26 protein-coding genes are annotated in these 26,713 nt (G+C 47.7%); 13 read left to right on the top strand and 13 right to left on the bottom strand.

Going from position 1 to position 26,713, the window contains the following annotated elements; translation table 11 throughout:
- The first annotated feature begins 96 nt into the window (after positions 1-96).
- Complete coding sequence (locus tag QUA13_RS25305; protein ID WP_333203008.1) at positions 97-861, top strand: hypothetical protein; 765 nt, start codon at positions 97-99, stop codon at positions 859-861.
- A gap of 278 nt (positions 862-1,139) precedes the next feature.
- On the opposite strand, the gene QUA13_RS25300 is transcribed toward QUA13_RS25305, so the two are convergent.
- The 4 genes from QUA13_RS25300 to QUA13_RS25285 all read right to left on the bottom strand — a co-directional run bounded on the left by QUA13_RS25300 (position 1,140) and on the right by QUA13_RS25285 (position 5,489).
- Positions 1,140-1,346, bottom strand: a complete 207-nt coding sequence (locus QUA13_RS25300) for a DUF433 domain-containing protein (protein ID WP_333203010.1) — start codon at positions 1,344-1,346, stop codon at positions 1,140-1,142.
- A 582-nt stretch (positions 1,347-1,928) separates the two neighbouring features.
- Positions 1,929-2,483 (bottom strand): NYN domain-containing protein, encoded by a 555-nt coding sequence (locus tag QUA13_RS25295; RefSeq protein WP_172191751.1) that lies wholly within the window; start codon positions 2,481-2,483, stop codon positions 1,929-1,931.
- A 180-nt stretch (positions 2,484-2,663) separates the two neighbouring features.
- On the bottom strand, positions 2,664-3,503 hold the full coding sequence (murI, locus tag QUA13_RS25290; RefSeq protein ID WP_333203006.1) for a glutamate racemase: 840 nt from the start codon (positions 3,501-3,503) through the stop codon (positions 2,664-2,666).
- Positions 3,504-3,626: 123 nt separating this feature from the next.
- Entirely contained in the window at positions 3,627-5,489 is a 1,863-nt protein-coding gene (locus QUA13_RS25285) for an N-acetylmuramoyl-L-alanine amidase (protein ID WP_333203004.1), read from the bottom strand.
- A gap of 101 nt (positions 5,490-5,590) precedes the next feature.
- On the opposite strand from QUA13_RS25285, the gene QUA13_RS25280 reads away from it, so the two are divergent.
- Entirely contained in the window at positions 5,591-5,758 is a 168-nt protein-coding gene (locus QUA13_RS25280; protein WP_333203002.1) for a hypothetical protein, read from the top strand.
- A 219-nt stretch (positions 5,759-5,977) separates the two neighbouring features.
- On the opposite strand, the gene QUA13_RS25275 is transcribed toward QUA13_RS25280, so the two are convergent.
- Both QUA13_RS25275 and QUA13_RS25270 read right to left on the bottom strand, forming a co-directional pair.
- A complete protein-coding gene (locus QUA13_RS25275) occupies positions 5,978-6,352 on the bottom strand; it encodes a hypothetical protein (RefSeq protein WP_333203000.1) in 375 nt (124 codons plus the stop codon).
- A gap of 445 nt (positions 6,353-6,797) precedes the next feature.
- Complete coding sequence (locus QUA13_RS25270; protein WP_333202998.1) at positions 6,798-7,820, bottom strand: alpha/beta fold hydrolase; 1,023 nt, start codon at positions 7,818-7,820, stop codon at positions 6,798-6,800.
- A gap of 418 nt (positions 7,821-8,238) precedes the next feature.
- Between QUA13_RS25270 and infC the strand changes: the two genes are divergently transcribed.
- The 3 genes from infC to QUA13_RS25255 all read left to right on the top strand — a co-directional run bounded on the left by infC (position 8,239) and on the right by QUA13_RS25255 (position 12,711).
- The gene (infC, locus tag QUA13_RS25265) at positions 8,239-8,775 is read left to right on the top strand and encodes a translation initiation factor IF-3 (RefSeq protein WP_006635262.1); all 537 of its coding nucleotides are present in this window, start codon (positions 8,239-8,241) and stop codon (positions 8,773-8,775) included.
- 271 nt (positions 8,776-9,046) lie between these two features.
- Positions 9,047-12,091, top strand: a complete 3,045-nt coding sequence (locus QUA13_RS25260) for a HEAT repeat domain-containing protein (protein WP_333202996.1) — start codon at positions 9,047-9,049, stop codon at positions 12,089-12,091.
- 143 nt (positions 12,092-12,234) lie between these two features.
- Positions 12,235-12,711, top strand: coding sequence for a Crp/Fnr family transcriptional regulator (locus tag QUA13_RS25255; RefSeq protein WP_172191741.1), 477 nt, complete (start codon positions 12,235-12,237; stop codon positions 12,709-12,711).
- Between the two features lie 233 nt (positions 12,712-12,944).
- Here the strand turns inward: QUA13_RS25255 and QUA13_RS25250 are convergent, their stop codons facing one another.
- Positions 12,945-13,289 (bottom strand): DUF4870 domain-containing protein, encoded by a 345-nt coding sequence (locus tag QUA13_RS25250; protein WP_333202994.1) that lies wholly within the window; start codon positions 13,287-13,289, stop codon positions 12,945-12,947.
- Between the two features lie 99 nt (positions 13,290-13,388).
- Between QUA13_RS25250 and prfC the strand changes: the two genes are divergently transcribed.
- Positions 13,389-15,017, top strand: a complete 1,629-nt coding sequence (gene prfC, locus QUA13_RS25245) for a peptide chain release factor 3 (protein ID WP_333202993.1) — start codon at positions 13,389-13,391, stop codon at positions 15,015-15,017.
- Positions 15,018-15,105: 88 nt separating this feature from the next.
- On the opposite strand, the gene QUA13_RS25240 is transcribed toward prfC, so the two are convergent.
- Both QUA13_RS25240 and QUA13_RS25235 read right to left on the bottom strand, forming a co-directional pair.
- Positions 15,106-15,432, bottom strand: coding sequence for a type II toxin-antitoxin system RelE/ParE family toxin (locus QUA13_RS25240; protein ID WP_333202991.1), 327 nt, complete (start codon positions 15,430-15,432; stop codon positions 15,106-15,108).
- On the bottom strand, positions 15,429-15,692 hold the full coding sequence (locus QUA13_RS25235; protein ID WP_333202989.1) for a prevent-host-death protein: 264 nt from the start codon (positions 15,690-15,692) through the stop codon (positions 15,429-15,431). Before QUA13_RS25235 ends, QUA13_RS25240 begins: the two co-directional genes overlap by 4 nt.
- 389 nt (positions 15,693-16,081) lie before the next feature.
- Between QUA13_RS25235 and QUA13_RS25230 the strand changes: the two genes are divergently transcribed.
- From QUA13_RS25230 to QUA13_RS25220, 3 genes are all read left to right on the top strand, one after another.
- A complete protein-coding gene (locus QUA13_RS25230; protein ID WP_333202988.1) occupies positions 16,082-16,351 on the top strand; it encodes a hypothetical protein in 270 nt (89 codons plus the stop codon).
- 378 nt (positions 16,352-16,729) lie between these two features.
- The gene (locus tag QUA13_RS25225) at positions 16,730-16,954 is read left to right on the top strand and encodes a hypothetical protein (protein WP_333026237.1); all 225 of its coding nucleotides are present in this window, start codon (positions 16,730-16,732) and stop codon (positions 16,952-16,954) included.
- Complete coding sequence (locus QUA13_RS25220; RefSeq protein ID WP_333202986.1) at positions 16,954-17,409, top strand: hypothetical protein; 456 nt, start codon at positions 16,954-16,956, stop codon at positions 17,407-17,409. Before QUA13_RS25225 ends, QUA13_RS25220 begins: the two co-directional genes overlap by 1 nt.
- A 175-nt stretch (positions 17,410-17,584) precedes the next feature.
- Here QUA13_RS25220 and QUA13_RS25215 read toward each other — a convergent pair whose 3' ends face one another.
- The 4 genes from QUA13_RS25215 to QUA13_RS25200 form a co-directional block, all read right to left on the bottom strand.
- Complete coding sequence (locus QUA13_RS25215; RefSeq protein WP_333202984.1) at positions 17,585-17,755, bottom strand: hypothetical protein; 171 nt, start codon at positions 17,753-17,755, stop codon at positions 17,585-17,587.
- Positions 17,746-17,997: a PIN domain-containing protein gene (locus QUA13_RS25210; RefSeq protein ID WP_333202982.1), complete on the bottom strand. Its 252-nt coding sequence runs from the start codon at positions 17,995-17,997 to the stop codon at positions 17,746-17,748. Before QUA13_RS25210 ends, QUA13_RS25215 begins: the two co-directional genes overlap by 10 nt.
- Positions 17,994-18,344 carry a hypothetical protein gene (locus QUA13_RS25205; protein WP_333202980.1) on the bottom strand — a complete coding sequence of 117 codons (351 nt, stop codon included), beginning with the start codon at positions 18,342-18,344 and terminating at the stop codon, positions 17,994-17,996. The genes QUA13_RS25210 and QUA13_RS25205 overlap by 4 nt, the downstream gene beginning before the upstream one ends.
- Before the next feature lie 205 nt (positions 18,345-18,549).
- The gene (locus QUA13_RS25200) at positions 18,550-21,504 is read right to left on the bottom strand and encodes a hypothetical protein (RefSeq protein WP_333202977.1); all 2,955 of its coding nucleotides are present in this window, start codon (positions 21,502-21,504) and stop codon (positions 18,550-18,552) included.
- 362 nt (positions 21,505-21,866) lie between these two features.
- Here QUA13_RS25200 and QUA13_RS25195 point away from each other — a divergent pair, with 362 nt between their 5' ends.
- The 4 genes from QUA13_RS25195 to QUA13_RS25180 all read left to right on the top strand — a co-directional run.
- Positions 21,867-24,338 carry a zinc metalloprotease HtpX gene (locus QUA13_RS25195; protein ID WP_333202975.1) on the top strand — a complete coding sequence of 824 codons (2,472 nt, stop codon included), beginning with the start codon at positions 21,867-21,869 and terminating at the stop codon, positions 24,336-24,338.
- Between the two features lie 972 nt (positions 24,339-25,310).
- A complete protein-coding gene (locus QUA13_RS25190; protein ID WP_333187987.1) occupies positions 25,311-25,865 on the top strand; it encodes an RNA-binding protein in 555 nt (184 codons plus the stop codon).
- A gap of 272 nt (positions 25,866-26,137) precedes the next feature.
- A complete protein-coding gene (locus tag QUA13_RS25185; protein ID WP_333202973.1) occupies positions 26,138-26,464 on the top strand; it encodes a hypothetical protein in 327 nt (108 codons plus the stop codon).
- Between the two features lie 115 nt (positions 26,465-26,579).
- On the top strand, positions 26,580-26,713 hold a 134-nt coding region (locus QUA13_RS25180), incomplete at its 3' end, for an IS1/IS1595 family N-terminal zinc-binding domain-containing protein (RefSeq protein WP_445242746.1).

The raw sequence follows: 26,713 nt of genomic DNA, 5'->3' as shown, positions 1-26,713 counted from the left end.
CGAAAAATCTTCTCTTCATCCCTTGGGCTTGTCTTGGCAACTAGAATAACTGCTACCCCTACTTATTGAGCCGATACTATCTTTTTTTAGCACACATTGGCTCAATCCTTACAAAGTATGGGTTTGGGGCTGGTTGTTACCCCCCCAGGCAAGGAATATGCAAAACCCGATATGATAGAAATTGCCAGAAAAATTACTGCTGAACTAAAATCTAGAGAATATTATAAAAACAACGAGGTAAAACAACTCTGGGAAGGAAAAGAAGCTCAAGTAATTTGGCTATTCTTGTATCTTTCTCTAGATGATGTGAGTTCTGCAACCTGGATTTGTAGAACTGAGTGGATTAGTAAAAAATTATCTCCCAAATTTTCACCTACAAAGCTAGATGGTGAACAGATTGATGATGAAATTGTTATTGACTGGAACAAAAGCTATGGAGAGCTTGCGGCTATTTTTGATTCGTTTAAAGTAACGAAGGAAGCCTATCTAAATTCTATGAATTGCATCTTGAGTAACACAAAACTTATTGTTGATAAAACGATCGAATTCACAGATATGTTCAATCGGAAGCAGCTAATTGAAGCTAATTATCTAGATCGTATGTCACAACTATATCCAGAGATAGAAAAGTTATATCTTCAGGTGGATCGTATCGGTTCAGCCCCAACTGAATGTAGTGATTTGAGTCAACGCTTTCAAGGCGTGATGGCTTTTGCACACAACATCGTCTTGCCTTTTTCTGAGAAAGGGCTAGAAACCTGGGAAAGAAGTAATAGAAACTATTTGGTAGATCAAGCTATTAAGAATTATCAAAAAGAACTGATTCGACTAGAATTTGAACTTGAGAAGATTCACAGATAATACAAAAAAAATTCGATTGCAAATAAATCCGTTGGTGGCGAAGCTAGCTAACAACCCGGTCTGAGCTGACTGCCGATAGATATTGGTGGTGTTGTAAAGGTTGTTTGCAGCCGCTCAATTGTTCGGTTGGGCTACATTTCACCGATGGTTGAGGCACGTAGTTTCGGTGATATCTGTCAGTTTTGCGCTCGCCCAGCAGTCCTCTGGTTCGCAGTTTTCAGGTGATGAGTGAGTTTTGCGATCATCTAGTAGTTTCAAGCGGCACTCACCGAAGCAACTCAACGATGATCGAGATCTGCCACAAACTCTAGACAGGCTCTAATGTCTGTTTCTGTCAGTTCTGGGAAGTCGTCAATAATCTCAGTCATAGACATTCCAGAAGCCAGCCAGCCAAGAACGTCGTAAACCGTAATCCGCATCCGACGAATACAGGGCTTGCCACCACGCTTATCCGGCTCTATGGTGATGATGTCGCGATAGCTAATGATACAGGTAAAGTGTTTGCATTTACATTATAGAAAAACATATCTGAAAATAAAAACAAAAAATCTGAAGCTGGAAAATTCCAACTTCAGACTTTTACTAACTCCCCGGGTAGGATTTGAACCTACGACCAATCGGTTACACTTATCCCAACGTTTCCGAAGGGGGCGGACTATTTCATCATCCCTACAAATCATGTTTGTGATCTGTCGTCGGATGTCGGGCGCTATGAGATTTATTGGTTAGGCTCCTCATCTCTAGTCTCTGCACCTTTCCGGCTACTTGCGATCGCAACCGCTGCCTTTCGCCAGACTTGGCTCAAGATTGCCGCCACCCGAAGTGCTGCGGTTTCCTTGAATTCACCCGATTTTTCAGTATCCGTTACCGGATAGAGCTGCTATGTCACTAGGGCTTTTGGTTGATTCCAAAGGCTTGCATTCATTACAGCCGACCGCTCTGCCACTGAGCTACCGAGGATTGGGGGTTTTTGTTACCCACATTTACTAACAATAGCTGAACTTACTAGATTTGGCAAGGCCTTTGATAAACTTTTTTTTTGTTATACAGCAAGCGGGTTTCAGCAGCTAATGCAGTCCCATTCTCAACTTGGCGAGGCGCTTCTGGGATTCTGGATCGAGGGAACTTGCCAGAAAGCGACTGGAATTGTGTTTGCGGGATTTGTGCTGGCGCTCGCTGCGGCGGGCGGTGGATTCTACATCAGCCGCTAGTTGTTCGGCGGACATCCATTCGGCACCGTAGCCGACTACAGTCAATTGCTGCGCTCGGTCTGAGGTGGCGACAATCATGCGGCCTTTGCCTTTGACCGATCGCAACTCGTAGCGCAAACTTGCACAAGATTTTTCAATATAAGTATCTGCCGTCTGACCGAAGTCAGTGTAGTGCACCGATAAATTTTTAGTAATAATTTCTTTAACGCTGGGAGTATCTCGATAGTGGGCATCAAACACCAGCCGAGCCTCAAAATCTTGAACAGCGCTGTAGTTAACTAAAACCTCTATTAACTCGCGGCGAGCTGTTTCGAGTTCATCGCGATCGCGCTTCTCTCGGAGTCGAGGCCAAAGTCCAATTATGTTATAGCCGTCTACAAGTAAAACTGCTTGCGATACATAGGGTGACATGGTTCAAGGCTGAAGAGATCCAGCACGTATAGGACATTATTTGCATTGTTCATCAAAGCTTTTGTTCAATAATATTACCTATTGATGTGTAATTGCTAGGTTACATCGCAATAATTAAACCCCCCAGAACCAGCTTTACCTGAGTTTTGGGGGGTTAGATTAACCTATAAATTTTCCGGCTTATTCGCCAGATTCCAGCGATACGGGCGATCGTACAACTGTCGGCAGGGATATTTTCTCAACAGCAGGAGTACAACCGAGCCACTGCACCGACAACTCCGCAAACTGCTGCGGAGGACCGCTCACGCAAAAACGAGTTGGCAGCGCAGTACCAGCATTCCGCAGCCCTAAAAGCTCCAACTCTCTGGCAGCAGCAGCCACCACCCGCACCGCAGGATCGATCAATGTCACCCCTGCAGGCAAAAGCGAGCGCAGCACAGGAGCCAACAGCGGATAATGAGTGCAGCCGTAAATCAGCGTATCGATGCGCTGCTGAATCAAAGGAGCCAAATATTCCCGAGCCACCTCACAAGTGTAAGGGTCGTAAATCCGGTTTTGCTCCACCAGCGGCACAAAAGCCGGACAGCTAACCTGCCACACCAGGCAAGAATCGTCCATCTCCAAAATCGCATTTCGATAAGCATTGCTAGCAGCCGTAGCAGGAGTTGCGATGACTCCGATCCGCTTTCCTTGTTGCACCGCAGCCTGCGCCCCCGGCAGAATTACTCCCAGCACCGGAATATCAAACTCAGCCTGCACCATCTCCATCGCCAAAGCAGAACTGGTGTTGCAGGCCATAATCACCATTTTCACATCCTGTTCCACCAGCCAGGCCATAATTTCGCGGACAAACTGCACAATTTCCGACGCCGCACGAGTGCCGTAAGGCAGCCTCGCCGTATCTCCAAAATAAAGTATCGATTCGTTGGGCAATTGTCGGTACAACTGGGTCAAAACAGTCAAACCGCCCACGCCGCTGTCAAAAATACCGATTCTTTGTTGTCCAGAGTCTGTTGTCATTTGTTAATTTTCAATAGTCGGTTGTCAATAGTCAGCAGGCATCAGCCATCAGTCATCAGCCATCAGTCATTAGGGAAAATTACCAATTACCAATTACCAATCCCGAATCCCTCCGGCAATATATTATCTTTGTTGAAGATAAAGTAAAATGCCGCGAGCGATCGAAGCCGCCATTTGACTGCGGTAAGCTGGATCAGAAAGCCTGGCAGCATCCTCAGCACCCGTTACAAAACCCACCTCCACCAAAACAGAAGGCATAGAAGTCTTCCTCAAAACATAAAATCTCGCCTGCCGCACCCGGCGGTCAGTCGCCCCCGTCCCCTGCAAAATACTGCCGTGAATCACCCGGGCCAAATCTTGCCCGTTCTCGAAATAATAAGTCTCAATCCCGCTAATATCCGGCCGACTCATATTAATGGAATTAGCGTGAATGCTGACAAACAAAGTAGCATTCACCCGTTCCGCCAAAGAAACTCTCGGTTCTAGGTCGATTTCGCTGTCGTCAGTCCGAGTCATCACCGCCTGCACCCCCTGCTGTTCCAGCAGCCTCGCCACCTGAAAAGAGATATCCAAAACAATCTCCTTCTCCTGAATGCCCTGAATCCCGACTGCCCCGGGATCGCGGCCACCGTGACCCGGATCGATCGCTACCACGGCGCGGCGATTAGAAGCTTGCGGCAAATCGCCCGTTCCGAAAGTCCTTCTCGGCAAAGGCTGGGGGCTGGGAGTGCGAGTCAAAGGCTGCTGCGCGCTAGCATTCGATCGCAACTGCAAAGACAGCAACTGCGGACTCGGCCTCGTCACCCTGCCTACCTCTACCCCCGATCGCGGCTGCACCCAGATCACAACAGTCTCCGCATCTTCTTGGCTGGCAGTAAACGATACAGGACTGTTGCCATCGAGCTGAGGAATTTGCCCCGCCAGAGAACTAGAAGCGATCCTGATCCAGTAAGCTCTTGACCCCTGGTCCCACCCGCTGGTATAGGAGACTTGGCGGTCAGTTCTCACCACCAGTTGCGTGCCGTTACTAGCTAAATCAATTGACTGAACTCTCGCTAAATTTCCTTGAGCTTGTCTTGCTGGAGGATCTACAGTCAGGCGACGGGAAACCGAGGGCTGTCTTGCACTTGCAGGCAATAGCACAACCCCGCCCAAATTGCTCACAGACGCCTGCCACTGAGTATTAGGACTCTTCATCCGCAAAGTCACGCGGGTAACGGGCGGGTCTGTTGGCAGTTGCCGCACTTCAATCTTGTCAACCCCGTGCTTGCCGTTCGTTTGAGGCTGTTGGCTGCTCAGGCCCGGAGCTAAAGTAGCTCCTTCAATATCGAGGGTGGCGATGTCCCCGGCCCGACTTTGTTGAAAATTAATTTGGGGGCTGCCACCCGCAGTGCCGACTAAAAAACCGTCCGCCGTCACCTGAACGTTCTGAACTACAGTCGCCTCGGCCGACTGGGCTTGGGGTGCTGAAGGTTGAACCGATAACCTTTCTCCCCCAGGCTCTGAAATCGGGTTTCGATCTCCTCCCCGCACCGGCGTTGGCAAATCCACTGTCCACTCGCTCGCAGAAATCCCCCGGAATTTTACTTGCTCGGGGTTTAGAGTAAAACCGTCTCTGATCTCGACCACAATTCTGGTCGTATCGTTGTCAAACTGCCCTACCCGCACCGATTCGATCGCCCCTGAGAGCGGTTTGCTGACCGAGGGACGGCCCAGACTCGTCCCCGGTAAGTCAATCACCAACCGCGTCGGGTTGAAAATCAGTTGAGCCTTGGGTTGTACTCCCCCGTCTGTTGTAATGTAGAGCCGGTTCTCTGAAGCATCAAACCGCCAAGATTGCAGTCTAGCTGCTTCGGCGGCCCCGGCGAGCAAAAATACACTTAAGAAACTCGGTAGTAGCCAGTGGAATTTCACGACAGTTTTTTCCTCGTTTGCGTTACTGCCAAAAGCTGGTAGGGCGCTGCTTGTTCGATCGGCTTTCAGCATTTAGCCGCCAGCAGACCGGGGGCGATAGGCCGTCAGTTGTTGGCTAAATTGACTTTTTTATGCGTTAACAGGCTCCGAAATGCCACCAGAATCTGGCATTTTTGAACTTTCCCGTATACTTGGGGGCGATCGGTTATAAGGTGACTGAAAGATTGCTGGTACAAGGGAAGGTATTTATTTTAGGAAGAAGAAACAAGGCGTCTCTTGAAGCTAGAAGGTACAAGTTAGAAGGTAGAATTTTACGGATTTTCCAGGGAGGGGTTTCATAGCTCTTTAATATTGGCGAAGCTCGTTACGGCAAGGGTTATAATCCGCTTTACATTTGCGTTTTATTCTAACTTTTCATAAAGCACCCCAACAACTTAACAACCTATCTCGGGAACAATCCGGATTTCCAAGATTAATTCGACTTTTGAGGGCAGTCAAATTTAGTCCCAGACCAACTGGCATATCTTTTTGGACAAGCCTTGTTGCTGAGACTTTGACAGTCAAGTACAACTACATAGCGCCCCTTCTCTCTTTTTTTCTTGAATTTTTAGAGTCAGGGATTTTCGGTGCTGCTTGAAACTTCGTTGGGCGATCGCGACTACGCCCGCCAAGGTGAAACTATGATAGCTAGTCGATGCTGTCAGCAGTAACCGGAGAGTGTTGTGTCTTACTTTGGCGGGCAATGCTTTGTCATTAACACTCTTTTTGAGTGCACGATGGACAGGCAGAGCTTTGGTTGATTGAGGGGGGAAAAAGTTTTGACGGTAGATATAGTTATCGCAGTTGTAAAGTTTTTTGGACAGCAAAAACAATAGATCGGCTTCTGGATAAAACCTGTCTTTTGGTTTGACGATCTGCCTTTCGACTAACTGCATGGCTTATATATATACTACCAGTTAGAGAAGATACACTATCTTGGCGATTGTGTCAATCTCTGAATTTATGAAAAAAGCGACCCTAAAATAAAGTAGATAAATGACCTCACAGAAAGACGGAAACTTGCTTTCCCAAAGGATTTGCCTCAAGCAAAAAGGTTGTTGAGGTTAGTTCAATCCTCCATGAGCGGCCCTAAAGTCAATCTCAAATCTACTGACTCTCCAGTGAGGGAAGTTTTTTAATATAGCAACCATACCTGACGGTTAGGACGTTCTTAATTGCTCAAACATAAAAGGTCGATTGCAACTTCGGTCTTCCTTATTCCTTCAACATCTGCTATACCATACCACCGAGTGCGATCGAGTTCTAACCACTTGATTTTTGAGCGGGATAGATACTCGCAAGTTATTTTTGTCCGTTAGGAACGCACCGCCCCCTGTCTAATCAACATCGCTGCAATTCGCTCTCGCCCATAGGTGCAAAATTCCCGCTCATCCAGTTCAAAATTGCTTCATTTACTTGTTCCGGGCATTCATCCTGGGGACAGTGGCCCGCATTATCTAATTCAACTAGCTCTACATAATTGGGATTGCATTCGACAAATTGGTGGGGTCGGGCAAACCGAGGGGGAATCATCCGGTCTTGTTTGCCCCAAATTAACAGCATCGGGATTCTTAAATTTCGCATTACAGTCTTGACACTGGGGCAAAATTGTGAACTGCCTACAGCTTTAAATAAAGCGCAGAAGGCGCGGGCTGCTCCCCGATCGCCCGCAGGCCCTGCTAGAATTTCCACTAATTCGTCGGTAACAGCTTCGGGGTTGGAGTAGGCAAAGCCAACCCAGCGGCGGACAAAGGATGGCTTGCGGGCAAAATAAAACAAAGGCCTGAGCAAGAGCGGAGAAACAAACAAACTTTCCACAGCTTCGATCGCCGGGAGCAGCCATCCAGGCACCGCCTCGGCTCGCACAGAGGGGTCTGGGAGGCTAATCATCACCGTGCCGGCCACCATGTCCGGGTGAGCCGCCGCTGCGGCCAAACAAATCAGCGAGCCGATCGAGTTTCCTGCCAAGACAACCGGCTCTCTGATAAAAGTCAGCCAAAAATCATAAACTTGATCGACCCACAAAGACACAGAGTAGTCGATCGGAGCTTTTTGCGAAGCGCCAAAGCCCAACAAATCCAAGGCGTAAACCGTTTGGTTTTCGGCGAGTTGGGCGAGATTTTGTCGCCAGTGACCGATCGAAGCTCCAAACCCGTGCAGTAAAATAATCGGCGTTCCCGAGGCGCGCGGGGCAATTCCCCCGCCCGCAGAATCTTGAGATTCGATCGCGTCTTGATTTCGCCCCAAAGCAGGCCGCAAATAAGTGTAGCGAGTTTGCCAACCCCGCCACATCCAGTCTCGTTGAGTTCCCACCCGTTGGTGCCACAGCAGAGAATTTGCCAATTTTGCCTCAGCTCGCAACATAAATTTACACTTGCTTATACCTATTCTACAAGGCAAATCCGGCGACTTGGGGGAGTGGCCAGACCGGGCGAGATGGGGTAAAAAAGCCGTTTTACCTCATCATTAACCTTTTACCCTGAATTTTTGACCGTTTTGTCATCAATCGGGCAAGCGGGCGGGCGATCGTCGTGTGTGAAGTTAAAATAAAACTAGACAGAAACTCAGCCAGACTGAGTAGAATAGCAAGTATTGTAAGAATTCATTTACGATCGTCCAAATATTCCCCAACGCTTTAGCGGAGGGGACACAGGGCGCGGTAGTACGTCCGCTAAGGGTAAAACCTTACAAAACAGTTCGATCGTCCAAGTGAAATATGGACTGTTCAAACCTGTAACTATCAAGAAGCTTCGCTATTAAACTACTGCTTGTAAAACCATTCATGCCTGTGATTGAAAGAAGACAAAATCGCAACCTACCCCAGATCAACGAAAACATTCGATACCCCAAAATCCGGGTGATCGATACCGACGGCGCGCAACTAGGGATCTTGACACCCGCAGAAGCGCTGCGCCTGGCAGAGGAAAAAGAACTGGATCTCGTACTTGTCAGCGACAAAGCTGACCCGCCCGTATGCCGGGTAATGGACTATGGGAAGTACAAATTCGAGCAGGAAAAGAAAGCGCGAGAAGCAAAGCGGAAGCAGCACACTGCCGACGTGAAGGAAGTGAAGATGCGCTACAAAATTGAAGAACACGACTACCAAGTGCGCCTCAAACTAGCAGACCGCTTTATCAAATCGGGGGACAAAGTAAAAGCCACGATTATGTTCAGAGGTCGGGAAATCCAACACAGCAACCTAGCAGAGGACTTGCTCAAGCGCATGGCCACAGATTTGCAGGAAATAGCAGAAGTGCAGCAAGCCCCGAAAAAAGAAGGACGCAGTATGATGATGCTGCTGTCGCCGAAGAAAGTATAAATAGATAGTCATTAGTCATCAGTCAATAGTAATAGACTGGTGACAACAGACTAATGACCCCGCCCAAAAACGGCTAGAAGTTTCCGACTGCTGTCGTGGAGGGCCAAAAATTTTAGACCCGAGTTCGCTCTTTCAGATTCGTCTGTGGAGTAAATCTAAAATCTAAAATCTAAATTCTAAAATCTAAAATTGACCGACTGGCGATCGCTCTGCTGGATGCCGGAACTCGGTGACACGCTACCACAAATCGGGATATCAACGCACGAGAAGCATGGAAAATTTTCAAATCAGCGCTTGGGCGGGAGCAGGACAAAAAGTGCTGCGCTCGCTCAACCTGCGATCGGAAGAAGTAGAGCGAACCGTACTGATGTTCCTCGTCTACACTCTAACCTCCGTCGGGCTGATCTGGCTGGAACTGAGCACGGTAGGTCTGTTCCTAGACGAGTACGGTGCCGACAAAATGCCTTATATCTACATAGCCAGCGCCTTTATCGGTTCGGGCCTGGGATTTGTCTACTCGTGGCTGCAAAAAATCCTGCCGCTGAGGCGCACCGTCGTAGTGGTTCTGGGAATGATGTCGGTACCGCTATTTTTGTTTCGATTCGGCATCGGCTACGAAAATACTAAGATAGCTGGAATAAGCATTGCTTTTATTACTATTTTTTTGATGTGGCTGTGGGTGGAAGCTTGCTATGTCCTGAACGACCTTAACACTTCCATCACTTCCAACCAACTGTTTAATATTAGAGAAATCAAGCGCACCTATCCCCTAGTCAGCAGCGGCTATCTAGTGGCTGGAGTAGTCAGCGGATTTTCTCTGCCTGTTTTGCTGCACGTAGTCGGACTAAAAAACGTTACCCTCATATCGGGGTTGATGGTGGCGACAGGCTCGCTGTTGCTGTACTACCTCACGGAAAAATACTATCAAGCATTTCCAGAAACAGCTCACTGGACAGATGACGATGAAGACGACGACCAACAAGAATTTACCGCCCGCAAAGTTACAGGCCCGCTGCAAAAATACGCCGTACCTCTAGTCAGTTTCTTCGTCCTCGCAGAAGTCCTCTATGTCCTGGTAGATTTCCAATTCTACAGCCAGCTAGAATACCAAAACCCGGGGGACGGAGCTAGCTGGATCGCTAGCTTCCTGGGCATTTACGAAGGCATACAAGGCCTGTTTCAAGTGGCGACTCAGTGGTTCGCATCCAGTCGCTTGGTAGAAAGAATCGGTGTATTTGTGACGGCGGTGATTTTGCCCGCGGGTATCGCGATACTTGGGGTGCTGACCATAGGAGCATCCCTGGGCCAGCTAGTATCTGTGTTCATCGGACTGATATTGCTGAGATTTTTAGACGAACTGCTGCACTACACGCTGCTGGAAACCGTGAGCCCGGTTTTATTCCAACCAATTCCCGACAATATTCGATCGGGCATTCAAACTCTGGTCAACGGTGTGGGCGAACCTTTGTCCTGCGGAGTGACAGGAGTTGGCATCCTGATTATGCTGTGGGTGACAGACAAGATACTCCCCCGCCAAGACGAAAAGGCATTTCACGACCAGCAAAGCTTGATATTTATTGGCGCGATCGTGGTGTTGGCGCTAGTGTGGGTGTTTGTGGTGTGGCTGATCCGCTCTCAATACGTGGGTTTGTTGGTCAAAAGTGCGGAACGGGGGCGCTTGGGCGTCACAGACGTTGACCTCAAAGCTCTGAAGCGCGCAGTGGTGGAAACTCTACAAAAGCCGGGGGGCGAAGATGAAAAGCGCTCTTGCATAGAACTCCTGACGCAAATTGACCCCAAAAATGTCGGAGAAGTTCTGGCTCCCATCCTCGATTCGCTGTCCCCAGGTTTGCAGCGCCAGAGCTTGGAAACGATGCTGCAACACCCGAACCCCGCATATTTAGAATCTGTCCGCGCACTATCGCGGCAATCCTTGCCGCCGGAGGTGCTGGCCTTGGCTTTGCGCTACATCTGGCTGACGGAAGCTGAACCGAATATTGACAGCTTGCGGCCTTACTTGCAGCCAACCGTCGATCCGGTGGTGCGGGGTACGGCGGCTGCTTTAATTATGAGAAGGGGCGATCGCCAGCAAAAGGCAGAGGCTACTAACACGCTGCGCCAAATGCTGACGCACAAACAAGAGCGGGAACGTGTTATGGGGACGCGGGCTCTGGGAGAAGCTGATTATTTGCAAGGACTGCGCCTGCACATCCCCAATCTGTTGCAAGATGAATCTCTGCGAGTGCGCTGCGCTCTGTTAGACGTGATTTCGTCTACTCATTCGGAAGAATATTATCCTTCGCTGCTGCGCGGACTCGGTTACAAATCGACTCGGGAAGCAGCTTTGCAGGCTATAGTCAAACTTCACAACGACGCGATTCCTTTGCTGGTGTATTTGGCTGAGGACATCCACAAGTCGGATTTGGTCAGGTTGCAAGCTTGGACGGCTCTGGGTCAAATTGGGACTCCGGAGGCGATCGACATTTTGGTCAGCAATTTGATGACGGCTTGGGGAACGACCAGGCGCAACATCCTCCGCATCCTGTTGAAAATGCCTTCGGAAGCGGGGATAGAAGGCGCTCTAGACCGCATCGGCCGCAGCGGCTTGGAAACTCTCATCGAACAGGAGTTAATGTTTATCGGTCAAATTTATGCAGGTCTAGTAGATTTGTCTGGGGTAACAACCTACGGCAATTTCTCCGATCGGGATGCCAACAGCACCGGAGCACCTGGGAACGATACGGCTCAATTGTTGCAGCGGGCTCTGGCGGGGTTGGAAGCTGATGCTAAGGAGCGGTGTTTTTTGCTGATGAAGTTTCTTTATCCGCTGGACACAGTACAAGCCGCTGCTTTCAACCTCGCTTCCGGCCAACCTTCTTTGGTTGCTAGGGGATTGGAAATTCTCGACAATACTGTGGATATAGCTAGGAAGCGATCGCTGATCAATTTGTTGGATCAGCACTCGGAAAGAGAAAAATTGAGCAATCTCTCCGAATTGATGGTTTACAAACCTCTAGCCCCTAGCGATCGCTTGCGCCGCTTGCTAGAATTGCGCCACTTCCTTTCAGATTGGGCTTTGGCGTGCTGCTTTCACTTGGCGAGGGAAGCGCGCTGGAGCCTTACCGCTCAACAAACTCTTGTCTGTCTGCAACACCCGACGGGTTTTGTCCGCGAAGCAGTGTTAGCCTATTTGAAAATAGCCTCGCCGCGGGCTTTGGTCGAATTGTTGCCGAGGCTGCAAAATGATCCCGATAATTTGGTATCCGCTCAAGTTGAAGAGATGATGGCCGAGTTGGGTGCTGGGGGAAAAAGGTAAAGAAGGAAGAAGGAAGAAGGAAGAAGGAAGAAGGAAGAGGGAAGAGGGAAGAGGAAATAAAAAGAAACTATGCCCAATGCCCAATTCCCAATGCCCAATTCCTCTTCCTTTGTTTAAATTTAAATTAATCACTGCATCGCATTATGTTAACCAGCGTCGAACGCCTATTGTTTGTCAGGGAGGTTCCGATTTTTAAGGAACTGCGGGATGATTTTCTCGTGCGTCTAGCATCGGTAATGGATGAACTTTCGTTTCCTTCCAAGCACAGGATTTTTACGGAAGGACAAGAAGGTCGATCGCTCTATATTTTGGTATCGGGAACGGTGCGAGTGCATATAGGCGATCGGGATTTGGCACAGTTGAAAGCGGGGGCTTGTTTCGGGGAAATGTCGCTGTTTGATGCAGAACCTCGATCGGCTTCTATTTCTACTCTCGAACAATCCGAGTGTTTGATGCTGACTCAAATGCAGCTCTACGATGCGATTGATGAAACGCCGGGAATTGCTGTGAATATTATTCGCTTGCTGTCGCGCCGGATTCGCGAGTTGAATCAAAAGTTGAATGCTAAAGAGGCAGTTATGCCGCCTGCAGAGGCTGCGAGAGTTGCTGAAATTCGATGAAAGTTGGGAATTGGGAATTGGGAATTGGGAATCGGGAATTGGGAATTGGGAATTGGGCTTTTATAACATTGGGCCTTTATAGCATTGGGAATTGGGCATAGTTTCTTTTTATTCCCTCTTCCTTCTTCCTTCTTCCTTCTTCCTTCTTCCTTCTGTTATAAAACAATTAAAAACCCGGTTTCTTATTAAAGAAATCGGGTTGTTGAAATCGATAGTGAAGTGCGATTTGCTGTCTAAACTATTCGGAAAATAAAAGGGTAGCGGTAAGGTTGGTTAGGATTTTGCAAAACGTGGAGGATAGCCATTATTGTCAGTCCCCAGTGCAGAAGATAACCTATTGGCACTAGGATAAAGCCAGCAAGACCAAAAGTGACGACAGTTAACACCACAATCACGGTGCTGTACAGCCATACATTAAGGTGAAAATTGATCGCTTCTGTGGCATTTTCTTTGACAACGGGGTCATCTGATACTAACAATACAGCGATCGGCGCTCCGATCGAGAACACTAAGGTACTGAAAAAAATCGCCCCGTGGCACACCAGTGATAGCAGCTTTCGCTTGTCAGAGTCGTACATATTACTTTTCCTTGACTTTAGTGATAATTTTACCTTTAATAGCAACTGTAGCACAGGCTATAATGGCGATCGGGTGATGATTCCCCTACCTAATTTGTAATGACAACTGAACTCGAAACTGAACTGCTAACTGCTGTTGAGCGCCGGCGCAACTTTGCTATTATTTCCCACCCCGACGCGGGGAAAACTACTTTGACAGAAAAGCTGCTGCTTTACGGAGGTGCAATTCACGAAGCAGGTTCTGTGAAAGCGCGGCGGGCTCAGCGACACGCTACTTCTGACTGGATGGCGATGGAACAGCAGCGGGGAATTTCTATTACTTCTACTGTTTTGCAGTTTGAGTATCAAAATTATCACATTAATCTGCTCGATACTCCGGGACACCAAGATTTTAGCGAAGATACTTATCGCACTCTGGCGGCGGCTGACAATGCGGTGATGCTGGAGGATGCTGCTAAGGGTTTGGAACCGCAAACTCGGAAGTTATTTGAAGTTTGTAAGCTGCGAAGTTTGCCTATTTTTACTTTCTTTAATAAGCTCGATCGCCCTAGTCGAGAACCTTTGGATTTGTTGGACGAAATTGAGAAGGAATTGGGATTGCAGACTTATCCGGTAAACTGGCCGATAGGTACGGGCGATCGCTTTAAAGGTGTTTTCGATCGCAGGGCGCGCAAAATTCACTTATTCGAGCGGGCTAAACACGGTTCTCGTGCTGCTGTTGATACCGTCATTGAATTGGGCGATCCGCGCATTGAAGATTTGTTAGAACAAGACCTTTACTATCAGCTCAAAGAAGAGTTAGAACTGCTGGATGAGTTGGGAACTGAACTCGATTTAGATTTAGTTCGGGCTGGAAAAATGACGCCAGTTTTCTTTGGCAGCGCGATGAGCAATTTTGGGGTCGAACTGTTTTTAGATGCGTTTTTAGATTACGCTATGAAGCCGATCGCCCGCAAGAGCAGCGCCGGAGACTTGCCGCCAACTTATGAAGACTTTACCGGGTTTGTGTTTAAATTGCAAGCGAATATGGACCCGAGACACCGCGATCGCGTGGCGTTTATTCGGGTTTGTACGGGCAAGTTTGAAAAGGACATGAACGTGACGCACGCTCGCAGCGGTAAAACGGTGCGTTTGTCAAGGCCTCAAAAGTTATTTGCTCAGGATCGCGAGTCGATCGAGGTTGCTTATCCGGGCGACGTGATCGGTTTGAACAATCCGGGGGTATTTGCGATCGGGGATACTATTTACACTGGGCAAAAACTGGAATATGAAGGGATTCCCTGTTTTTCTCCTGAACTTTTTGCTTTTTTGAGAAATCCCAATCCTTCTAAGTTTAAGCAGTTCCGCAAAGGCGTTTCTGAGTTGCAGGAAGAAGGGGCAGTGCAAATTATGTACTCGGTTGATGAGTCGAAACGCGAGCCAATTTTGGCGGCTGTCGGACAGTTGCAATTTGAAGTTGTGCAGTTCAGAATGCAGTCAGAATATAATGTCGAAACGACGATCGATATGTTGCCTTACAGTGTAGCTCGTTGGGTTGACGGCGGTTGGGAGGCGCTGGAAAAAGTTGGGCGGCTGTTTAATACGGTGACGGTGAAAGATACTTGGGGAAGGCCGGTTTTGCTGTTTAGAAATGAGTGGAATTGCCGCCAGGTGGAAGGGGAACATCCTGTGTTGAAGTTAAATGCGATCGCCCCTGTGGTTTCGGGTTTGGCTGTTAGCGAGGAGTGAGATTACCGCAGGCAAAGGACACAACACTGTTGTGTCCATACAAATGATATTTATTCGGATTAAATACGCCGGATATAAGAAGTTACAATCACGGCTCTAACAGTTTTTCTAAGATGGTGTAAATGTCTTTTTTGTCACCATCTTTACGTCTCCCTAATCCCACGACAACAACTAGAACTCGATCTTGTTCGACTTGATAAACTATACGATAGCGCTGTCCAACAGCTCGGATGCTGCGAAATCCTGATAGGTTATCTACAAGGGCTTTGCCTTGCTTTTGTGGTTCAAATTTTAGTTGATCGATGCGATCGCGCAATTTTTCCTGTTCTCGTCGATCTTTGACTGCCTCCAACATTTCCAGTGCCAGTGACGTAAGCTGGATCTCATATTCGATCGCATTTTCTTCGTGATTCATAGTCCCAATTTTGCTTTGGCATTTTCCCAGGAAATAGTTTCGCCTTGGCGTGCTTGGGTGATGCTTTGACGCAATTTGGTAACGAATTCTGTATCGGTGAGAATATCTAAGGTTTCTAACAGTTCAGTCAAATGCGTGTAGCTCATTGCAGCCATAACGGGAACGCCATCTTGAGTGATGATGATAGGCTCATTGATAAGTTCTTGGGGTAGGTTTGGAAGCTGCTGCTGTGCTTGGGCAATGGTGAGTCGTTTGGACATGGTTGTACTAAAGCAACATTACTTTTAATTTAGCATTTCGGCCCAACTAACTGGTTTCCAGCCGCTGACGCTGGTAACGAGTAAATCCAAAATCTAAGATCCAAAATCTAAAATCCAAAATCGGTTGACGGCTGGCCCCCTCTGCGGCTACGCTGTGAATTGAGAGGTTGCTTGCTTGTAGAGGAGGCAGCCCGCGTCGCCCAAAAATCTAGTTGCACTGCCCAAAGCTGTTGGTAGCAGCAATGGACAGCTAACCGCCAAACTGTACAAGGCAGTCTGGAGGCTCCGAGAATCTTAACATTCTCTGTAGCCGCCCTGCTATGTGTTGAAATGCGGGGCGGCTGGGTTTTTGGGTTTTTCTAGAAAACCCAAAACCAGGAGAACATATTATGTCACAGGAATTCGTGCCTGACGACAACTTGGACGATCGCCCAAATGACGACTCAGCAGCAGTATGCGAACAGGAAGTGGTGCTGTTAACGGTTGTCGGTTCGCCCAACGGTGTCAGGGAAACCATACTCACTTTGTACCGGCTGGGATTTGCAGAAGTGGGCGATTGGAGTCCCGTACAGCGTGCGGCGAATCCGAAGCAGGTGATGAGCGTGCTGATCCGTCGGAAGCGGGCTGAGGGTACACCGCCGAGACAATCTGGGCGGTAAGCTGCAAGGTTAAGTTCTGTTTAGGACTTACGCGCGTGGTCAGAAACCGGGTTTTTCCCTTGAATACTGCGTTGTGAGGCACAGATTCGACCAAAAACCCGGTTTCTTTGAGGAATGACGCATGGGTGGCTAGAAACCGGGTTTTTACGAGAATACTTGGTTGTGATTCGCAGATTCGGCCAAAAACCCGGTTTCTTTGGTCGGAGTCCGTCAATCCTACAACAGTGAAAGCCTTGGAATAAAGAGGGTATTAAAGCATGATTTGGCATTATCATAAAATAAATCAACTCTAAAGATGCGCCTTGACACAGTGCTGCAAACACCGAGCCAAGACGACTTCTCCAATGTTGTAGAGCCAACACAGGAGCTATATCAATAATGACAAATAACGATCCAAATAGGTGGCTGCGCTACGATTCAGATAGGGATATTTCTCGACATAGCGCCACCAACCCGCAGAAATGCCGGGATATGCAAAAGAAGTATGGCTGGAAACTGATCGACATTGAGGAAATCGAAAATAAGTACATTTTTGAAGTTGATTGCGTGTTCAAAGGGAAAACAGAATTTCCCAACTATCTCGAAGAAAAGGAGGAAGAGTAATGCAAAAATACATTGTTTTTCAAGCTGAGTCAGGTGAAGATGAAGGCTGGAGACAGAGAAAACTCCAACACAGCCAAGCTCTAACTTTTATCATTGCAGAAAACTGGGATTCTTCTGAGGAACCGATTCCTGAACCGGGATATCGCCCTGTAGAATTTGTGCGGGTGGAGTCAGAACACGATCCAAACGAGCACGCGCACAATACTCATTATCGCGTCAGCGATTGGGAAGTTGTACGGGTGCAAACATATACGCCTGATATTCCAACTCCGATGAGCGATTATGATGTAATTGTGATGTGTTACTGTCGGTATAGCCCGATCGACGCTCCTCTGAAATCGATGCCGAAACGACAGGTATCGATCGATTCTTTTGGTGGGGATGAAGTGGCTTACAAGCAATACCTGGAATCGGAAAAGGGCAAGAATTATGCGCCATCAGGTATCAAGTCTTAGGGCTGACGCGCGGGTGGTCAGAAACCGGGTTTTTCCCTTGAATAATTCGTTGTGATGCGTAGATTCTGCCAAAAACCGGGTTTCTGTGTCGGAGTGTCGCCCAATTCGTAAGGTGCGTCAGTTGGAAAACCCCTAATTTTTATGAGTAAACTAAAGACTGACGCACCCTACAAGCTTATCTCAAACGTTTTAATAACTCTTTAGGTGATAGAATTGGTAAGGTGGCACCAGCGAAATCTCCTGCATCGCGGGTGACAATCGCCTCCAAGTTATCTGACAGCGCACAAGCTAACTGGACGGCATCTTCAAAATCGGTTAAATTAGATGCAACAAATGCTATTTCCAAAACGTCGCGATCGACGGCAGATACATTAATGCTAGTGTTTCAGCAATAGCTTGCCTAGCGCGATCGAGGCTGCGAGTTTGCCTTCTGACTATATAGAAAATATTTGTTAAGGTTGTTGCCGTTACATATCCCTCAATTTGCTCATTTTCGATCGCCTCAAATAAAGCATCAGCATCTTCTACAAACGGTTCTCGTTCTAGCAAACTATCGAGGATAATGTTGGTGTCTATTAATACCTTCATTTTAGGTATTTCTCCACCAAACGCTCTTCTAACATGAGTGCAACTTCGGCATCTGTTGGAGGTGGCGTATCGGTTTTTGCTAGGCCTCTGAGTCGCTTGGCCGCACCTTTGCGATCGCGCCGCAATCTAATTTCAAATTCGTCATCTGTTGCGGGTGGTGCATCAGTTTTTGCTAGCCCAGTCACGGGTTCCACAAAATCATCCAGCAGAGGTTGGCGGGGTCTGAGTTCCTGTCTGATGGACTCAACAATCGCGTTGACTAGAGCTAATCTGTCGGTAACTGATAGTTTGTGGGCTTCTCGGCTTAATGGCAGCCAAGGAATTTGCGGTATTTGGGATTCGTTCATATTTTTTATATTTTGATATTTTCTGGGTCTATTTTAGCAAATTTAAGACTTACCGACGGGCGGCCAGAAACCGGGTTTTTTAGAGAATACTTGGTTGTGATTCGCAGATTCGGCCAAAAACCCGGTTTCTTTGTCGGAGTGCGTAAATCCTGTGAACTTTCGGTGTAAGTTAACTGGACAGGTTTTTCTCCTTAATGCCGCGTCTTTACTCCTTGCGATCGAGGTAACTGCTGACAGTATTGTCACCCAAATTATCGAGATATTTTTGCAGCGCATCGCGTCTATTGCGAAGACGATCGCGATTAGGGGCAATGGCTAAAGAGCGATCGAACATTTCCAGTGCCTCTTGCCAATTTTTGAGTGCTTCCTGTCTCTCAGATAATTTTTCTTGCAAATCACCCAGACATCGCAGCGCATTCCCTTTGTTGGTGAGAGCAGCGATATCATCCGGTGCAATAAGTAACACAGAATTATAGGCAGCCCTCGCCTCAAAGTAAGACTGTTTTGCCGCCTCAAATTCACTTAGCTGTGCTTGCAATTCACCCAGACCTCGCAGCGCAATCCCTTTGTTGTTGAGAACACCGATATCATCCGGTGCAATAAGTAAAACAGAATTCAAGGCAGCGATTGCCTCAAAGTAAGACTGTTTTGCCCCCTCAAATTCACTTAGCTTTGCTTGCAAATCACCCAGACTTAACAGCGCCTTCCCTTTGTTGTTGGGAGCACAGATATCATCCGGTGCAATAAGTAAAGAAGAATTACAGGCAGCGATCGCCTCAAAGTAAGACTGTTTTGCCGCCTCAAATTCACTTAGCTGTGCTTGTAATTCACCGAGACCTCGCAGCGCATTCCCTTTGTTGTTGAGAACACAGATAGCATCCGGTGCAATAAGTAAAGCAGAATTCAAGGCTGCGATCGCATCAAAGTAAGACTGTTTTGCCGCCTCAAATTCACTTAGCCGTGCTTGCAAATCACCGAGACCTCGCATCGCATTCCCTTTGTTGTTGAGAGCATTGATATAATCTGGTGCAATAAGTAAAGCAGCATTATAGGCTGCGATTGCATCTGAGTAAGAAAGTTTTGCAGCCTCAAATTCACTTAGCTTTGCCTGTAACTTACCCAGACATTTCAGCGCAATCCCTTTGTTCTTGAAAACGTCGATATCATCTGGTACAATAAGTAAAGCAGAATTATAGGCAGCGATCGCCTCAAAGTAAGACTGTTTTGCAGCCTCAAATTCACTTAGCTTTGCTTGCAAATCACCCAGACTTTGCAGCGCATTCCCTTTGTTGTTGAGAGCATTGATATCATCCGGTGCAATAAGTAAAGCAGAATTATAGGCTGCAACTGCCTCTAAATATTCCTGTCTTGCCTCTACATATCGAGCCAACCAAGCATAGTAATTTCCCTCCGATCGCGAAACTCTACCAAGCCAATAATCAGTTTTAATCCACAACTCATCTCTAACTTCCAGCAGCGCCTCGCATTCCTTATAGCGACTCTTTCTCAAAGCTTCATCAAACACCTCTTTCCATTCTTCTACACCCCGCTGCCAATCCAAGCGATTAGCATGAAAAATTGCCTCCGCCGCATTCCCCACTTCTCGATAATGCCCCTCTAAAACCTCATGAGCCCTGCGAGTTTTCTGATTATCCCGATCGGCATCCAAACGCCGCAATAAATCGTGAATCCGATACCAGTTATCCCCCCGCTTCTGCGATTTCCACACAAAGGAAAAACCCGTCAACATCTCAAAATTTGCACTGCTTGCCTGGAAGTGGCAACCAGCTCCCAATTTCACGTACAAATCCTCATCAAAAGCGTGGCAAGCACTCAGCGAATGCACGGCCGATCGCACTTCTCGATCGACATAGCTCAGCAACCGATCTGTTAATTCGGCAGTCTTGTTTTCCAACTTCGGAATCCGCGCAAAATCCGACGACATCAACTCAATTCCCCGCCTTCTTTCTGCCAGCACCGCATCCGCGCACAAACCCAAATAAAACGGATGTACCTGCAAATTCTCCCAATTATCAGCGGGATTGACGCTGGCATATTTAATTACAGCATCTGCCAAATCTGCCTTGTCAATCTTCACTTTGTGCAAGTAATCCCTCGCATCATCCGGCGACAAATGCCACACCAATTGTGCATCTATATAATCTGCGGGAATCGGAAACCTTGACGCATTCGGCCACCGCAATTGCGTCACCGGACACTCTCGCCCCGCCACAACAACTACAATCCCCAATTTGTAATCCAATGCCCTCAACAACCGCCGAAACCACTCATCTTGATACCAAAAAGTTGCGCCTTGAGAATTGCGTTTTTCATCCCACATTTTCTCGTGAGTATCGAACAGCATCACGAGGCGATCGGGTTTATTTTTGCCAGCCATTGTCGCATTCAAATCCCCAGCAAACAATTTCGGCAAATAGTCGGTTAACTCAGTATCAATATCTAGACGGCGAATTTCCTCCGCCTTTTCATCGCTGACGCCCAAGCGATTTTGAATTAATTTCATCGCCCGCTTAATCCCGCCCAATTTATCTATCCCTTTGAGCACCGCTACAGCTTGCGCCACCACCGGAAAATCGGCAAAAGTTTCAATTATAGGTACCACCAATTCCGCCACATCATCGGGGAAAAGTTGGTTGAGAGTTGCCTGTGATTCGCCTTTGTTCAGCAAATACCAAAAGCAAGCAAAGTCATAATTTGGAAATTTAAATTTATATTTCTTAGTGGCTGCTGCCAGATTTCGGCGCAGCATCAGCAAGCCGTAAAATCTATCTTGCGGTTTATCTTCTTTAATAGGTATCAATCCGAAATCGTGTCTGACTGCGGGGATGGGAGTGTAGGTTTTAGCTGCTGCATAGCGGACGGAATTAGCAACTTCGGCGACTTGCGATTCTGGGAGTTCGCGCCATTGTTGCCACACATTCGGTGCAAATCTTTTACAGCAGTGAAACTCCAAGTGTTTGAGCAGCAAGGACTTGCCGTTGCCTCCAGCCCCGAAAAAATACAAAATTTGTTCCGGAGGCGGGTCTTCGTTTAAATAAAAGGCAAATCGGCGGGTAAATTCGTGTCTGTCGGTGAAGAGTTGGAGTTTGCGATCGCCGCTAATAGATTCGCTTTCAAAATCTTCGTCGTCAATTGGCATAAATGTACGGGTGAGGTGTTAATTTAATTATAAGCTAAAATTAGATGGACTCGGTGATTGAAATCTCGTGTCCACAAACTTTAGTTTCTCTCTAATAGACTAAGAGATCGAGGAAGTATTTAACCCGGATTTAGCATAAATCTTCAGTCTTCATAGCGAAGACTTTAGCTTTGAGGCAGGAGTTTAAACTCCTGCCCGATCGCAACGATCGTCCGCTTGGAATGGCCGAAAGTTTGACTATAAGCGGTTTCAACCGCCGAAGAAACTGCAACAACTGGTGACAGAGAAATAGAGCTGTGTTAAAACCGTAATCGATCGACCAGCAAAGCTATCTTAGAAAGGACGCTAGCGAAAGCACAGTCATGGCACCTCCCATTAATCCAAATCCGGCGGATTCATCTGCAAAACAGTCTCTAGATGCTGGGCTGGCAGCTTTGAAACAGCAGGATTACCCTACCGCGATCGCCCTTTTAGAATCCGTTACCCAAACCGCCGCCAATCAGCCGTCGGGAATCCGCGCGCAGATGGGTTTGGTGGCTGCATACAAAGCAACCGGTAACGTGAAAAAGGCGATCGCCCTGTGCTCTTCCCTCGCCAAAAGTCCCAACTCTCAAGTCAAAACTTGGGCCGATCGCGCTTTAACAGAATTAACCCCCCCTCCCCCCCCAAAACCACCGGCAAATAAACCAAAATCCGCAGAAACTCCCCCCGAAACAGGCTTTGTCGCCTTTGACGCAGGAAAAAAATCGCCGAAAAAATCGATTGAGGGCGATCGACCGACCGTAGATAAAAAAACAGGATTTTTACCTTTAGAGCCGACTGCCGCGCCTGGAAACGCCAAATCGCAACCGATTTCCCCGCCACCTCCACCCCCCACAAGCCAGACTTCTGAACCGGAAAACTCGACAGAAACCGCACCCGATACAGAAATTAGCGGCGAAAATAGTTCCGGTTCCCCAACAGATATCTCCGGAGTCGCCAGCGCAGATACTTACCAACTCACTTGGCGCCAAGCAGGGCGCGCCAAAAGCCCGCGCCCCCTCAAACCGCTGAAGTTGCTGGAGTTTCGGGTGCAAGCCGTTGCAAGTGCGATCGCCCTATTTTTTCTAGCCCGGTTTGTCCTGCAATTCCTGCTGACAAACACTAATTCTCTGTTGGTTCAGCTTTACATATTCACTAGACTGCCTATTTTCGCGCCGATTCAGCTTTTTTACCGCGATCCAACTCCCTTTGTTCAGATGGTTTTTGGATTGCTTTTGGCCTCGTCTCCCTGGCTGACAGACGCGCTGCTGAAACTGTTTTGCGGCATCGAAACCCTGCGCGGGTCAGTTTTATCGAAGCACAGCAAGGAAGCTAGTCGGGTACTGCGAAGTTATTGTACGAAGCAAAATATGCCGGTGCCGGTATTGAAACTCTTGCCGCTGAATGTTCCTGTAGCTTTCAGTTACGGCTGTTTGCCCCGTTTTGCTCGGATTGCTGTGAGTCGGGGGCTGTTGGAACAGTTGACCGATGATGAAATTGCTACTATTTTCGCGCGGGAGTTGGGCCATATTTCTCACTGGGATTTTGCGCCGATGTCGCTGGCGCTGCTGGTGATTCAGATTCCTTACTTGATTTATTGGCAGGTGGCGCACTGGCAAGAGCGGTTGTGCGATTTAATGACGATCGAGTTTTTGCGCTCTGCTGTCAAATTTGTGGCCGCTGCAATTTCTGCTATTAGTTACGGGATTTATAAGTTGTTGCGCTGGCCGATGTTGTGGGTGTCGCGCCGCAGAGTGTATTTTAGCGATCGAACTGCTGCGGAAATTACGGGCAATCCTAACGGTTTGACGCGGGCACTCGGTAAAATTGCGATCGGCATTGCTGGTAATATCGAACAGCAAAAACAAACTAGCTTTTTCCTAGAAAGTTTCGATCTATTGTTACCTGTAGGCGTTGGACAAGCTGTAAACCTTGGTTCTGCTGCATTACACGCGCCGCTGGAACAGATTTTGCTGTGGGATGTCAGCAATCGCGAGCGCAACTGGTTGACGGTTAACAGCGCGCATCCTTTGCTGGGAGAGCGTTTGAAGTTGTTGGCCCTCTATGCTCAATTCTGGAAGCTAGAGACAGAGTTAGATTTGGCAAACGCGGGAGTGCCAGAACAACCCAGGAAAGGAAAATTGTCTCTGTTTAAGTCAATAGTCGAATTTAAAGACTCAAAACTATTTTTACAGGGTGCGCCGTTTTTTGGAATTCCAATGAGTTTGGCGATAGTCGGGGTGCTTTGGCTGATTGGAGGGATTTTTTCGAGGACGAGTATCTGGCAGTTGGATTGGCTTTGGGGCGATCGATCGATTATTTGGGGCTGTTTGCCGATCGGATTTAGCATCGGTACTTTGATGCGGATCAATTATTTCTTCCCGGACATTACACCGCGAGAAACCGCTTCGCCGAGTTTGCCGGAAATTTTGTCAAATCCCGAGAGTTTGCCACTGGATGCTGAACCGGTGCGGCTGGAAGGCCAACTTTTGGGTCGATCGGGTATAGATAATTGGCTGGGACAAGATTTGATTTTGCAGACGGAGACGGGTTTGGTGAGGTTGCATTATGTTTCGAGGTTTGGCTACATTGGCTCTTTATGGCCGAAAGCGACTCGCCCCAGCGATTTGATCGGAAAATCTGTTGTGGCGACTGGTTGGCTGCGCCGGGGTGCTACTGTGGCGATCGACCTCGAAAGTCTCCGCAGTCAAGGAGGGAAAGTTAGTGACAGCGGACATCCGATTTGGTCTGCGATTTTGGCTTTTGCTGCTGCTTTTTGGGGCGCATACATCATTATCCAGGGCCCAAGGTGAGGAATAGCGATCGGATTGCTGCGCGAGTCGCCAACAACGCACATCCTCGATCGGTTTTGAGTTAAACAGCGGATGGGCGATGTTCTCGGTGCTGGTGGCGCAGTCTACCCGATGTTCTCGGTGCGCGGCGGACACCCTACACTCTTGTTCCTCGTTCATTTGTAAAGAAAAGTTGCTTTTTTCCCAGCAATCTGTTACATTAGTTTACACAAACAGGATTGAACCAAATAGCGCAATAACTTCAGTTGGCTAAAACCTATTAAGGCATTGCGTAAAAATTGTCAACATCCCAACACAGCAAGTACAGCCAGCCGCTTGTCGGCTGTTTTTTTTCGACAGCTATTTTTGCTGTGCGGGATGAATTCTCAAAAGTGATTCAGATGTGGTTTCCGTTAAATTCAGACTGAAATCTTCCTAAATAACTAGCTCTGTTACCAAGGCTGTGATACCTTTAAAGAATGCTCGGACTCTGCCGGGCCTGATTTAAGGGATAGCGGGTAAGTGAGTAGTTCTCAGCATTAGGAGCGAGATTAGGAACGAGGTAAGATTACTGGCTGAAAAAATGTTAGCTATTTTATCCATCACTGTATTAAACTGAATACTGGCATTCCGATCGCTGGCAATTGACACATCCTTGGACATAAATTTCTACACGGCCCTGGCTATAAACATTCTGAATCAAAACCGGAAGCAAGTAATACAGAATAGCCAATAGCCTCAACATTTGAGTGATGACTAAAAGTTTACACAACAACCTGAGATTTAAAAGCTCTCTGCATCGGCGGTTAATTTCCTGCCTTATCAGAGTAAATCATCTTTTTGTTCTAAAAGGTGGGGGGATCTGTCAAGGTTGGTGGGAGGAATGTGCAAATTCTCCGGTTATGTGGTGTTTCCCTGAAGTCAATATTCAGTTGACTTCAGGGAATTCTGTTCGAGCAAATTAATTAAAATCCAAGTCTGGAGGAATTTTTCATGTCTATTCGTCTTTATGTTGGCAATCTACCGAAGGAACTCGATCGCCAAGAATTGCAAGAAGTTTTTGCACCGGAGGGCGAATCTGTTACCACAAAGGTAATTACAGACCGCAAAACTGGAAAATGCAGAGGATTCGGTTTTGTGACGGTGCTAACCGACGAACAAGCCGACCAAGTTATTGAGAAATACAACGGCTTGATGTTCAAAGAAAACCCGCTGAAAATAGAGAAGGCACTGCCCCGCTCTAAGGGTAAATCTGAGAAAGGCGAAGAAGATCAGCAGCAGTCGTCGCCGCAGTCACCGCAGTTGGTGTCGGCGTCGCAGCCTGTGCCTGTGCCTGTGCCACAGCAGCGGGATGCTGCCCCTGCCCAAGGTGGAGGAGGCCCTAGTAAAAGCAATCGCCGTCGGGGTGACAACAACAAGTCGCGTCGCAATCAGTCAGCAGCAGCGGTGCCGAACGCCGATTCCGGCTCGGTGCAGCCAGATCCGCGCTGGGCGAGCGCTCTGGAAGAGCTCAAGCAAAGATTGGTGGAAGCTCAGACTACTAATTAGTCGAAAATGGCGGCTAATTGCTGCTGTCTCTCGACTGCGGTTGACTGAATGTATCTGGAAGTGCGATCGAGAAAGGCTCAAATAAGCCTGTTCTAGATCGCACTATTTTATTGTAAAAAACCTCTCATATCTAGCAGTGCGGTAAAATAACCGCGATCGGGCAAGTAGTGAGGGCTTTACTCCAATGGCACTGAAAAAGTGAGCCCAAAAAAATCTGTAAGGCAAGATATATATAGATAATTGCCTTACAAACCAAAATATCTCTCTCCATTATGCCAAATCGTGCGTGCATTCTCAAACAACAATTTTTGCAGAGCGTTGCCTCACCTTGGGAGAAGCTGTTGCCAGATTCGTTAGTCCAGGAGCTTCTAGCGAATGAGAAGATCACCTACTACCAAAGCATCTACACACCGATAGTCACCTTGTGGGCGATGATATCCCAGGTACTCGATCCCGACAAAAGTTTGAGTCAAGCCGTGAAGCGGATGAGTACGTGGCCCAGGGCGGCCGGAGTCAAGCCTCCTTCTTCTGATACCGGGGCATACAGTAAAGCTCGTAAGCGACTACCAGAAAAGCTCGTTCAACAGTTATACCCATAGTCGCAGAGGCTCTAGAAAAGCAAGTTCCCATAGAAAAACAGGCGTTGCTGAATTAGGGTATGATGAATTGAGAGTGCGAGCGCCCAAAAATGACACCTCACAAAACGCAGAGCTTATGCAATGTCCTGAATGTCAGTCAACTCATGTTAATAAAAATGGTCATAAAAAAGGTAAACAGAATTATATTTGTGTCGGTTGCGGTAGACAATTTATAAATTGCTATCAACCTCATAAAGGTTACTCTGAAGA

It is taken from the genome of Microcoleus sp. S28C3 (assembly GCF_036700785.1).
Taxonomy (GTDB): Bacteria; Cyanobacteriota; Cyanobacteriia; order Cyanobacteriales; family Microcoleaceae; genus Microcoleus; species Microcoleus asticus.
Note: the sequence above shows the minus strand (reverse complement) of the source record. Positions and strands in the feature narration are given on the sequence as shown.